We start from the raw sequence: 11,717 nt of genomic DNA, 5'->3' as shown, positions 1-11,717 counted from the left end.
GGAAAAATCAGCGATTGCGAATGTACTCGACCATGTCGAAGTCGTAGGTGTGCTGCGCATCCCGCGTATGATGCGTGCGCTTGACTTCGATCCAGTCGCTGAAGTGGATGCCGGGGAAGAACGTATCGGCGCCATCCACCGCCGCGCTCACCCAGGTAAGATAAAGACGCTGCGCCATCGGCAGCGCATCGTGGAACACCTTGCCGCCACCGATCACCATCAGGCCGGTGCCATCGGCGCGCGCCTGTGCTTCCTCGATCGAACGTACCGTGACCTGCCCGGGGAACGGCGCCTCATGACGGTGCGACAGCACCATGTTCACGCGCTCCGGAAGCGTGCGGCCGATCGAGACGGCGGTGTTGTAGCCCATCAGCACATGCTTGCCGACGGTCAGTTCCTTGAACCACTTCAGATCATCCGGCAGATGCCAGGGGAGCTGGCCCTTACGACCGATAGCAAAATTCTCGTCGAGGGCAGCGATCAGCGAAATGGCCATGGAAGCTCCGGAGGGGCAGTCATTGTCATATTGGCCGGGTGGCCCGGCGGACCGCCCATTATAGCCTCTGGCGCGGCAAGCGATGCAGAAGACGGCGCCAAATCAGCCGCCCTCCGCGCAAAGTGAGAGGGGCGACGCTACACCGCCACCGGTGCCTTGATGGCCGGATGGGGGTGGTAGTCCTCGATCGCCACGTCCCCGAAGCGGAAATCGAAAATCGAGGTGACATCGGGATTGAGCTTCAGCCGCGGCAGCGGCTTGGGCTCGCGCGTCAATTGCAAGCGCGCCTGCTCCAGGTGATTGCTGTAAAGGTGCGCATCGCCCAGCGTATGCACGAAGTCGCCCACACCAAGCCCGCACACCTGCGCGATCATGTGCGTGAGCAAGGCATAACTTGCGATGTTGAACGGCACGCCCAGGAAGATATCGCCCGAACGCTGATAGAGTTGACAGCTCAATTTGCCGTTTGCCACATAAAACTGGAACAACGCATGGCAAGGCATCAGCGCCATTTTCGGCAGATCGCCCACGTTCCATGCACTCACGATCAAACGACGCGAATCGGGATTGCGCTTGATCTCCTCCACTACCCAGCGGATCTGATCCACTGCGTGCCCATCGGCGGCCTGCCATGCGCGCCACTGCTTGCCGTAGACGGGGCCAAGATCGCCGTGCTCATCGGCCCACTCGTCCCAGATGCTGACGCCGTGTTCCTTCAGATAGCCGATGTTGGTGTCGCCCTGCAGAAACCAGATCAGCTCATGCACGATCGATTTCAAATGCAGCTTCTTGGTGGTGACCAGCGGAAAGCCTTGGTTGAGATCAAAACGCATCTGCCAACCGAACACGCTACGCGTGCCGGTGCCGGTGCGGTCGGTTTTTTCCGCACCGTGCTCCAGCACGTATTTGAGCATTTCTAGATAGGGACGCATGCTCGCAAGTTTACGCCGACCGCTGCGGCTCTGTCGTAGCCAGCGGCAGCGTGGGCGCCTTGCGAGCGAGCCACAACAGCGCGAGGCCGATCAGGATCAACGGCAGCGACTGGATCTGGCCCATGGTCAGCCAGCCCCATGCCAGATAGCCCAGCTGAATATCCGGCACACGCACGAATTCCACCGCAAAGCGGAAGCAGCCGTACATCAGCGCGAACAAACCGGAAATGAGATAGCGCGGACGCGGCTTCATCGAGACCACCCACAGCACGGTGAACATCACCACGCCTTCCAGCGCCAGCTCATAGAGCTGCGAGGGATGTCGCGGCAAGCCGCCATACTGCTGCATGAGTTGCGCCAGATGCGGATCGCTCGCCGCCAGCGCGGCATCCTCGTCATGCGCGTTGGGAAAGATCATTGCCCACGGCACGCTGCCAGGTTTCCCCCACAACTCGCCATTGATGAAATTGCCCAGGCGTCCAAGGGTTAAACCCAATGGCACCAACGGCGCGACGAAATCCACCGTATCGAAAAAATGCAGTTTGTGCCGGTGCGACCACCAGAAACCGGCAACCAGCACGCCTACCAGGCCACCGTGGAAACTCATCCCGCCGTCCCACACGCGGAACAGCGCCAGTGGATCGGTCCACATCCAGCGATTGCCGCCAGCGTAATAAAACAGCATGTACCAGATGCGACCACCCACGATGACGCCCATCATCAGGTAGAACATCAAATCGCCCAGCGCATCGCGACTGACGGGCAAGCGCCCGCGCTTGCGGCGGTACTCCCCGAGCATCCAGCAGCCCAGGAACCCGAACAGATACATCAACCCATACCAATGCACCTGGATCGGACCCAGGTGCACTGCAACCGGGTTGAATTGCACGACAAAAGGCTGCGTCATGGCGTAACCGATAAAGCCCAAAGTCCAAAGTTTAGCTGGTAGGCGCCGGAACGAAAGGGTACTGCCCCGCCCCGGGTGACTTCGATACACTGCCTGGGCCGACGCTGGGGAGCCGAAGTCGGGCTGCGTACGGCATTGTCATCGTGCCACCAGGGGAAAGGGAAAATCATGAGAAATGGACGAGTGCGCGCCCTCGTGGTCGCGCTGTGCTTATGGATGCCGGTTATCGCCACGGCGGAAGATCGGGTACCGGTCGAAGCGTTTGCAACACACGCCAGTTACACGCTGCCGAAGCTTTCTCCCGATGGTAAATATCTTGCTTTGGCCGTCGAGCAAGGTGACCAGCACGCCGTGTTGATTTATCAGCTCGACGACATGGGCCACCCCAAGAGCGTATTGCGGCTTCCAAAATTCCAAGTCGCTGGCGACCTCCATTGGGTCGGGCAGGAACGGCTGGTGGTCGAACTGGCCAAATTTGTCGGCTCGCTGGACCGGCCTGAATGGCTGGGCGAAATCATCGCCACTGACGTCGATGGCAAGCGCATCACTCCGATATTCAATCGCAGCTGGTATGTCGCCGGGCGTAGCGGCGATGCACGCAGTGCCGATGAGGGTTATGCCTTTGTCGCAGGTGTTCCGGTTAAAACCAACGACCACTTCTACATGCAGACGTACATGTGGGATGACGAGAACGACACCTGGCTGTATGACGTCAACGCCAATAACGGTCTGCGCCATTTGATCGGCCAGATCAACATGAAGAACATGAAATTCATGGTGGACCCCGATGGCAACGTGCGTTACGCATACGGATTGAACAACGCCGACAGCTATGTGCTCTACCTCAGGCAAGGCAGCCAGTGGGCGCCGATCCACACCAGCTCGCAAGGCATTACGTTCGAACCCATCACGCTCTCGCAGGATGAGCAGCATCTCTACGTGTATTCGAATACGAAGCGCGGCCCTAACTCGCTGGTCGATATGTCTCCCGATGGCACCCACTCGACAGTTCTGGCCAAGGACGACGGTTTCAGCAGCGTCGACTACATCCAATGGGGCCCGGACGACAAGCCGATTGCCGTTGGCAACGCCGCGGGCATTCCCAACCCAGCCGTTCTGGATGCCAGTCAGCCACTCGCGCAGCTCTATCAAGGCCTAAGCAAAAAATTTCCCAACGACTTCATCGATTTTTCGAGTTTCAGCGAAGACGGCAGCAAACTCGTCTTTGAGGCAGAGAGCGATCGCAACCCCGGCGTTTACTACCTGTTCGACCGCAAGCAGATGAAAATCGAAAAACTCTTCTCGGAAAATCCAGCCATCGATCCGAACAAGATGGGCGCGCGCGTCCCCATGCACTTCAAGACCGATGACGGCCATACGTTGGAAGCCATCCTCACCGTGCCCGCCGGCGCCTCAATGAACAATCTGCCGATGGTGTTGATGCCCCATGGCGGCCCGTTCGAGATCAGCGACACCTGGTTTTACGATGACTACGCGCAATTCCTGGCGAGTCGCGGCTATCTGGTGCTGCAGATCAACTACCGCGGCTCAGGCGGCCGCGGACCGGGCTTCGTCAAGGCCGGTTACGGCAAATGGGGCACGCGTATCCAGCAGGATCTGATCGATGGCGTGAAATGGGCGGAAGACCAGCACTACGCCGATCCTGCTCGCGTCTGCGTATTCGGTGGCAGCTTTGGCGGCTACTCGGCCATGATGACGGTGATCCGCGCGCCGGACATGTTCAAGTGTGCGATCGGTTACGCCGGTGTTTACGACCTCGCCATGATGTACAACAAGGGCTCGATCAAAGACGGTGACTTCGGCAAAAACTATCTGAAAGATGCCATCGGTACCGATCCGGCCGTACTCGATGCCAACTCACCCGACAAACTCGCCGACAAGATCACCGTGCCCGTGTTTTTGATTCACGGCGAAGACGACGAACGCGTTCCGCTCGCGCAAGTCAAGGCCATGCGCGCTGCACTGGACGCCGCACATAAGCCGTATGAGTGGCTTACCAAACCCGGCGAAGGACATGGTTTCTACAACGAGCAGAATCTCGTTGAAATGTATAACCGGATACAGGCGTTCCTGGAAAAAAACATCGGGCCCGGTGTGCAGCCCAATTGAAGCGATAGACCTCGAAGCTCAGTGATTTCACCGTCGTCCCGGCGAAAGCCGGGGCGACGATACGACGGATACTCATCAAGCCCTTTCCGAAGAAGGGCGCGCGCCGATCTCAGCCACCTTCGTGCATAGAAGACGATTTCTCCGACTCCAACGCCACCGCATGCGACGGTGAGCGCCCCATCGCCGTCTTCAACTCGCGATACACACTCAACACCAGCTGACCATAACCGCGCGCCAATGTTTGATCGTGACTGTGGTAGTAACCCACGCGCAGCACCGGGTCGCTTGTTTCACTCATGGCCTTGCGCAGCAAGCGCGTTCCCACTTCGATATTGCGCACCGGGTTGAGCAGTGCAACCGGATCAGGCTCGATATCGCGATGCATGGGGTAGTACACCTGCATGATACCTACGTCCTGCACCGGCACAGCCATCAGGTTAGCCAGCTCGATCGCATGCTCCGTTTCCGCACGCGTGCCGCTATGCAGGTGTCCATTGATACGAACGATCCATGGGCTCGGCGCCACTGAACCATCCGGTTGCACACCGCGCGTTTCCACCAGCGCCACCGCGTAAATAAGCACAGGGTCGATGCGATAACGCGCACCCGCCTTCGCCCAGAGGCTGGCAGGCGAGGTGATATCCAGATTCAAACCATTCGCATGACTGCTCAACGGTTGGGCTACCACCACGATAGTGCCATCATCCGACAGTCCTAGCGCCGTGTTCTCCGTCTTCGGCACGGATGCCGTTGCACGCTGCACCGGCTTGCTCGCGACAGGAAGTGTCGGCAACGCAGGCGGCTGCTCGGCCGGATGCGCCATCGCAACCGCAGGCGCGCTAACCGCGTGCGCAACAACGTGCACCGCCGGCTGCGCATGCCATGCATGCACACCCGCCATCACGATCGCCGCACCTGCAAGCAGGCCTGCAGCCATCACAGGAGCACGAGGTGATTGCGCGCGCTGCGTCATCGCGCGCAGCAACGTCGAAGGATCAAACGGAAGTTTTATGTGCCACGACGCGCGCGCTTGCGGACCCACGACACCCGCAACATGAGGGATCGCACTGGAGACCCGATGCCGCTGCGTGATTCGCCGATGCCTGGCCCACCCACGCGGATCGACCAGCAACACCCTTTCCCCCGCGCCCCCCGCACGCCGTTCCCGGAATGCGGCCGGCGCACTCAGATAGACCCGTTGCGTCACTTCTGGCCGCTTCATACGCCCCGCCCACCCACCACCGTACCGCCCCAAAGCGCGGGAGGTCCTGAAATAGAGCCTGGCACGGCAAGCGTTTGCAGCAACAGCACCTGTCGTCACCCGTTCATCGCCGGTCGGCGGAGCCCGCTAGACAAGCATAAATTGGGCCGCGAGCCAAGCGGCGGGGCGCCTTCGGTCATCGGCGATTAGAAAAATCACCCTTCTCTTTGAGGTTGATCCCGCCCTCTCATGCAAGCGCGATGTCTAGCCGCCCGGAAGGTGGATGTATCAAGGAAGGTTCAGTCGCCTTCCAGGTCATTCGGGCAAGTGACCCGGATTTCGATGACTTCGTCGACATCAACGTCGTCAGGGCACATGGCGTTTATGTCATTCCATGAAACTTGGTGCCAATGATTCACATCACGCCCATTTCAAACGCATAGCCACTACTGCCACCATGGCAGACGTAAAACGGTCGAAATACTCCAAAAAGTAGACATGGAGGATGCCGGGTCATGAACGCATCGCAAATGCTGCTGCCACCGATTAGCTGCGTTATCGATTGGCCCGGGACTGTAAGCGTAATCAGAGATATTGTCGTTACGGTCGGAACCGTTGCCGCCGTCATTATCATTTGGCGCGGCTTCATGCGTTGGCGAAAAATAGAACAAGGTAAAGCCAATTCCGACCTGGGTCGCCGCGTGCTTACGGCAGCATTCAAAACGCGGGACTGGATAAAGGATGCCCGCCGCCCCTTCATCCTCTTTGGCGAACGCCCAGAAAGCTACGATACGGCCACACTGCGTCAAAAACGCATGGCTGAGCTACGGCGCTACGCGGCTCGATTCAAACCTGTCCGCGACTGTTGCATTGAACTCGAATCGCTTCGTTGTGAGTGCGAAGCCATTTGGGAAGAGGGCATTGTCGGCCTCATCAGCGAGCTTATGATTTGCTGCCGCAAACTCGAACACGCCATGGAAATGAGCGTCCGCGTCATGGGGATTCCCAGCCTTGGGCTGGAACAAACTGACGAAGCGTTTGCTTACATCGTTGTCGACAATGGCGCCCAATTGAAGGCAGACGGCACCCGCAGCGATGAAAACAGATTCACCGCGGAAGTCAGGGCCGTGGTCGACAAAATCGAAACGTATGTGCGGGAAAAATTACGGAAAGAAATCACTCCGCGCCCCTCTTCCGAAGCGCCAGCCAATGAAACGCACCGATAGCCAAATCGGGGACAGGCACGCTTACCTGCAACCCGGCAGGTAGCGTCCTTCCCTATTCCAGGGCCGGCCATTTTGACGCGCCACGTGGAGCGTAGGCGAGCCAACTGTCAGGCAGCAAAAAGGCCCTGCATCGCTGCAGAGCCTCGAAATTTGGCGCCCGAAGTTGGACTCGAACCAACGACCCCCTGATTAACAGTCAAGTGCTCTAACCGGCTGAGCTATTCGGGCGGGGAGCTGCATAGTGTGCGGAATGGCCCCTTGGCTGTCAAGCCAGCCGGGACCGAATTCCGCCCGCTATTCAGTTCGTTAGCACGCGATAACACGGCACATAAGCGCTGCCGCCAGGGAGTTTCATGCGGTGTTGTTGGACGAAGGCCTGCAGCAGGCGGTCGAGGGCGCGCATGATCTGCGGTTCGCCGTCGATTTCGAACGGGCCGTATTTCTCGATGGCGTGAACGCCTTCGTCCTTCACGTTGCCGGCAACGATGCCCGAGAAGGCGCGGCGCAGGTCGGCGGCCAGTTCGTGGCGCGGGCGGTCGCGGTGGATGGCCAGCGCGCGCATGGCTTGGTGGGTGGGAATGAACGGCTGCTGGAAGGTCAACGGAATACTCAGCGACCAGTTGAAGAAGAACGCATCCTTGTTGTCCAGGCGGTGGTTGCGCACTTTATCCACACCACGCACGGCGGCATGCGCCACGGCGATGGGGTCGTCCACGATGATCTTGTAGTGCTGGGCCACATCCTCGCCCAGCGCCAAGCGCAGGAAGGTATCGATCTGTTCGAAGTACGCGGCCGATTGTTTCGGTCCGGTGAAGATCAGCGGGAACGGGATGCCGGCATTGTCCGGATGCAGCAGGATACCGAGCAGATACAGAATCTCTTCGGCCGTGCCGACGCCGCCAGGGAACACCACGATGCCGTGACCCATGCGCACGAAGGCTTCCAGACGCTTTTCGATGTCCGGCATGATCACCAGCTGATTCACGATCGGATTCGGCGATTCGGCCGCTATGATGCCCGGCTCGGTAACGCCGATGTAGCGATTTTTGCGACGACGCTGCTTGGCATGCGCAATTGTCGCGCCCTTCATCGGGCCTTTCATGGCGCCTGGGCCGCATCCGGTGCAGATGTCCATGCTACGCAGGCCGAGTTGGTAGCCTACGGATTTGGTGTATTCGTATTCGTCGCGCGAGATCGAATGGCCGCCCCAGCACACGATGAGGTTGGGATCGATCTGCGGTTTGAGAATGCGCGCGTTGCGTAGAATTTCGAACACCGCATGCGTAATGCCCACCGTTCCATCCAGATCAAACGCACCCTGCTCCAACTGCGTGGACACGTAGACGATATCGCGCACCACGGCGACCAACAGTTCGTTGATACCGCGAATGATGTGGCCGTCGACGAAGGCTTTGGCCGGTGCATGGGAAAGTTCGATCTTGATGCCGCGATCCTGCTGCAGCACTTGGATGTCGAAATTCGGATACTGCTCGAACATGCCGCGCGGATCGTCACCGACATCGCCTGAGGTAAGCACCGCCAGTGCACAGCGGCGCAGCAGGCTATGCAGACCGGAGCCGCTGGCGTCGCGCAGGCGCGCTACTTCGTTGCGGGAAAGAATGTCCAGGCCTCCAGCGGGCGAAACGCGCGCGCTTACCGTGGCTGGCTTACCTGTCTTGTCGATCTGCGTGTCGTTCATTCCAATCATTCTCCTGGCCGCTACTGCATGGCGGCGAAACGCCTGTACCGCGCAGGCGGCCGCCTAGCATCTCGCTTCCGGGGGCGTGCGGTCAATGCGCGCGAAAAACACGGGCGCCCCATAAAAAAGCTCCCCGCAGCGGACCGCGAAGAGCTCTTGGAGGTTCATCCTATCTCGCACCACCAAAAGTGGTGCGAGATAGCCGATCCGCTTAGCGGAACGACACGCCGAACGTCACCATGTACGTACGCGGCTGCAGCAGGCCGTAGTACGCCGTGCTGTTGTACAAGTTCAGCGCCTTGCCGACTGCCGCGCTGGACAGGACCGGCGCGGAGCTCACGTACGTGAACGCGCGATGGTTGGCGAGGTTGTCGATGTTGAGCTTCAGGTACGGGCTGGTGAGGAAGCTGTTCCAATCGGAGAAGCGATAGCCCGCGCTGAAGTTGAACGTGGTGAAGCCGCCCACCGACTCGGTGTTCATGTAGTCGCCGTACAGCGAGCTGGTGGCACGCGCGTTGATCGTCGCCCAGTAGTGCGTGTTGTCGTAGCTCACGCTGAGGTTGCCGATGTTGCGCGCGGTGTCCGGCATGGTCTTGCCGTCGGTCGGGTAGATGCCCGGGCCATCGCCGGTGTTGCTGTCGTACGGACCGCCGTCCAGATCGCCGCGGATCTTCGCCTGGGTGTAGGTGTAGGAGGTGTACACGTTCCAGTCTTTGGCGAACTTCCAGCTCAACTCACCGTTGAAGCCGCGCATATCCATGTGCGGGATCGTGGTGTAGAGCTCATCGTTGTTAGTCGGGTTGTAGCCCACTTCCTGCTTGTTGAAGTAGTTGCTGTTGTACAGGTCGGCGCTGGCGGAGATCGCGTCTCCGTAGTAGCGCCAACCCAGGTCCGTGTTCCACGACATTTCCGGCGCGGAGTTGTTCACGCCAGCCAGCGCGTCGAGGATCGCCGCCGTGTTGGACGGTACGCGGAAGGTCTTGCCGGTGCCGAGGTAGAACTGGTTGCGCTCATCCAACTGGAACTTGATGCCGGCCATCGGCAGGAACTTGTGCCAGTTGTTGTTGAAGGTCGCAAACGTCTGCGTGGTGGAACCCGGATAGTCGTAGCTGAAACCCGTGCGCGTGGCATACAGGTAGCTCACGCCGCCGACGAAGGTCCAGTAGTCGTTCGGCGTCCAGTTGTCGGTGACGAAACCTTTCTTCAGGTCGGTCGTGGTGTATTCCTCGTAGAACTTCTGCGTGGCGCCACCGGTCGGGTAGACCAGGAACGAGGAATTGCCCCATACGTCGCCCGGGATGCCCGTGTTCGGATCCACCAGGCCGTACGATTCGTTCTGGCTCTTGCGCGAACGCTCGTACCAGAAGCCGTACTCCAAGCTGTTGTCCATGCCGAAGTCTTGATTGAACTTCACCAGCACACCGGGACGATAGGTATAGGCTTCGGAATAGGAGTACACCGTGCCGCCGGAGAAATCGGTCTTGGTGCTGTTGGTCACCGAGCCGTTGCCGTTCAGATCGATATTGGCATACAGATACTTGTTGATCGGCGAATCGCTTTCCTGCGCCAGCGCACCACCGCCGCCACCGCCGCTACCCCACCACAAGTACGGGATCACCGTCGCGTGGATGCTGTCGCTCAGCTTGAACTCGCCATCCATGCTGAACATGTAGCTGGAGTACGGGTTGGTGTGCAACGCGTAGAAATTCTCGTCATTGGTTGCCGCCGTCTTGAGCGCAGAACCCTTCAGGCCGCTGAGCGGAATCCACGTGCTGTTGTAGTTGTAGAAGTAGCCCAACTGCTGCGCCTGGGTCTTGGAGAGCGAATCGTATTCGAGATTGCTCTGACGGCTGTATTGCAGCGACGCGCTGATGGAGTTGTTGTCGTCGATGGTCCACACCGACTTGCCATCCACCTTGGTCACGCGCAGGTCGCCCGCGCCGCGCCACATGTTGGCGCTGTTGTCGGAGAACGACACCCACGAACGCACCGGGCCCATGTCGCCGCTGTTCAGACGCACGAAGGTGCGGCGATAGTCGTTGTTGCCGATGGTCTGCGTGAAGTCCACGCCGGCCTGGTGGGACGGATCGATCGTCGCCCAGCCGATGTGACCGCCGCTGGCGCCGGAATCGGGCATGTCGATGTCGGGGATGCCCTGCAACACCGTGATGTCGCCCATGTTTTCGGAATCGCCGTACTCGGTGGCGTACACCGTATAGCTACCCGTATCGGTAATCGGCGCACCGTTCACCGTCATGCCGATGTCCGAGGAGTCGTAACCGCGCATGCTGTAGTGGCCGTTGGCCAGGCCGGTGACGTCGTCCGTCGCGGCATTCACGCCCGGAATGGAGCCGATCATCTGCGTGAAGTTGCTGCCCGGGCTGGCCTTTTCGATGGCGTCGCGGGTAATGGTCGATACCGCCTTCGGCGCGGTCTGCACCGACATCAATCCGCCGCCCAGCGACAGCGACTGGCCTTGCACCGTCACCTGCGACATCTGCTTCACGTCACGCTGCGTGGCGTTGGACGTGGTGGTGTTGGAGGTGCTGGATGCGTTGACGCGCTGCTGAACGGTTGAAGTGCCTTGGCTTGCCTGGGTCTGATCGTTGCCACTGGTTTGCGCCATCGCAACACCCGTGGAAATACAACAGGCCATGGCGATGGCCGCGGAAAGATGCGTTCGTTTCATGAAGAGCCCCGTAGTCCGGTTATAGATTTTTGAAATTTCTCTGGTACCGCTTTTTATGGCCGCCCGAACCTCTGGCGACACACGACATCAGCCAGCCCTCCTGGCCGTTTGCGACGCGGCGATCCTTCGACACAAAAAAGGCTTGAGCTCAGGTACTGCGTGAGCTGCTTGGCCTTTCTGGGAACCCTAGTTTTTTTGACCTGCATTGAGGCGGAGCGAAGGCTTCGGCCTCTTCTGATACAGCCTGGACAAAACACATGCGAAGCGACTGGTCCTTACCCTCACCCTGGTCATTGGCCTACTTCAGGCAAGGGGAAAGTTGTCATGTATCCTTAGCGATACCTTAGCACAATCCCACATAAGCTTTACATAAATTTTACAAAAATATCTCATTTGTGGAGAGGAGCAAGCGCTCACTTTCCACACAATGTGGCCCC

At 59.3% G+C, this 11,717-nt stretch carries 8 protein-coding genes and 1 tRNA gene; 2 read left to right on the top strand and 7 right to left on the bottom strand.

Annotated elements, in window-relative coordinates; translation table 11 throughout:
• Positions 1 to 7 precede the first annotated feature (7 nt).
• The 3 genes from DWU98_RS00960 to lgt form a co-directional block, all read right to left on the bottom strand.
• Complete coding sequence (locus tag DWU98_RS00960; protein ID WP_115493607.1) at positions 8 to 496, bottom strand: dihydrofolate reductase; 489 nt, start codon at positions 494 to 496, stop codon at positions 8 to 10.
• 137 nt (positions 497 to 633) lie between these two features.
• On the bottom strand, positions 634 to 1,428 hold the full coding sequence (locus tag DWU98_RS00955; protein WP_115493606.1) for a thymidylate synthase: 795 nt from the start codon (positions 1,426 to 1,428) through the stop codon (positions 634 to 636).
• Between the two features lie 10 nt (positions 1,429 to 1,438).
• Positions 1,439 to 2,335, bottom strand: a complete 897-nt coding sequence (lgt, locus tag DWU98_RS00950; protein ID WP_115493605.1) for a prolipoprotein diacylglyceryl transferase — start codon at positions 2,333 to 2,335, stop codon at positions 1,439 to 1,441.
• 168 nt (positions 2,336 to 2,503) lie between these two features.
• Here lgt and DWU98_RS00945 point away from each other — a divergent pair, with 168 nt between their 5' ends.
• The gene (locus DWU98_RS00945) at positions 2,504 to 4,465 is read left to right on the top strand and encodes a S9 family peptidase (protein WP_230474607.1); all 1,962 of its coding nucleotides are present in this window, start codon (positions 2,504 to 2,506) and stop codon (positions 4,463 to 4,465) included.
• Between the two features lie 109 nt (positions 4,466 to 4,574).
• Here DWU98_RS00945 and DWU98_RS00940 read toward each other — a convergent pair whose 3' ends face one another.
• Positions 4,575 to 5,687: a transglycosylase SLT domain-containing protein gene (locus DWU98_RS00940; RefSeq protein ID WP_115493604.1), complete on the bottom strand. Its 1,113-nt coding sequence runs from the start codon at positions 5,685 to 5,687 to the stop codon at positions 4,575 to 4,577.
• A gap of 494 nt (positions 5,688 to 6,181) precedes the next feature.
• Here DWU98_RS00940 and DWU98_RS00935 point away from each other — a divergent pair, with 494 nt between their 5' ends.
• On the top strand, positions 6,182 to 6,892 hold the full coding sequence (locus DWU98_RS00935) for a hypothetical protein (RefSeq protein WP_147293170.1): 711 nt from the start codon (positions 6,182 to 6,184) through the stop codon (positions 6,890 to 6,892).
• A 151-nt stretch (positions 6,893 to 7,043) separates the two neighbouring features.
• Here the strand turns inward: DWU98_RS00935 and DWU98_RS00930 are convergent.
• The 3 genes from DWU98_RS00930 to DWU98_RS00920 all read right to left on the bottom strand — a co-directional run bounded on the left by DWU98_RS00930 (position 7,044) and on the right by DWU98_RS00920 (position 11,280).
• Positions 7,044 to 7,120: transfer RNA gene (locus DWU98_RS00930), tRNA-Asn, on the bottom strand.
• 70 nt (positions 7,121 to 7,190) lie between these two features.
• Positions 7,191 to 8,591, bottom strand: a complete 1,401-nt coding sequence (gene ppnN, locus DWU98_RS00925) for a nucleotide 5'-monophosphate nucleosidase PpnN (protein WP_115493602.1) — start codon at positions 8,589 to 8,591, stop codon at positions 7,191 to 7,193.
• Between the two features lie 211 nt (positions 8,592 to 8,802).
• Entirely contained in the window at positions 8,803 to 11,280 is a 2,478-nt protein-coding gene (locus DWU98_RS00920) for a TonB-dependent receptor (RefSeq protein WP_115493601.1), read from the bottom strand.
• Positions 11,281 to 11,717: the final 437 nt, after the last annotated feature.

It is taken from the genome of Dyella monticola (genome assembly GCF_003363155.1).
In the GTDB taxonomy this organism is placed as follows: Bacteria; Pseudomonadota; Gammaproteobacteria; order Xanthomonadales; family Rhodanobacteraceae; genus Dyella_B; species Dyella_B monticola.
This window is presented reverse-complemented; position numbering and strand designations above follow the sequence as displayed.

Coding starts and splice junctions, on each gene's coding strand:
- DWU98_RS00960 (WP_115493607.1), bottom strand. CDS start 496: ATGGCCATTTCGCTGATCGCTGCCCTCGACGAGAATTTTGCTATCGGT.
- DWU98_RS00955 (WP_115493606.1), bottom strand. CDS start 1,428: ATGCGTCCCTATCTAGAAATGCTCAAATACGTGCTGGAGCACGGTGCG.
- lgt (WP_115493605.1), bottom strand. CDS start 2,335: ATGACGCAGCCTTTTGTCGTGCAATTCAACCCGGTTGCAGTGCACCTG.
- DWU98_RS00945 (WP_230474607.1), top strand. CDS start 2,504: ATGAGAAATGGACGAGTGCGCGCCCTCGTGGTCGCGCTGTGCTTATGG.
- DWU98_RS00940 (WP_115493604.1), bottom strand. CDS start 5,687: ATGAAGCGGCCAGAAGTGACGCAACGGGTCTATCTGAGTGCGCCGGCC.
- DWU98_RS00935 (WP_147293170.1), top strand. CDS start 6,182: ATGAACGCATCGCAAATGCTGCTGCCACCGATTAGCTGCGTTATCGAT.
- ppnN (WP_115493602.1), bottom strand. CDS start 8,591: ATGAACGACACGCAGATCGACAAGACAGGTAAGCCAGCCACGGTAAGC.
- DWU98_RS00920 (WP_115493601.1), bottom strand. CDS start 11,280: ATGAAACGAACGCATCTTTCCGCGGCCATCGCCATGGCCTGTTGTATT.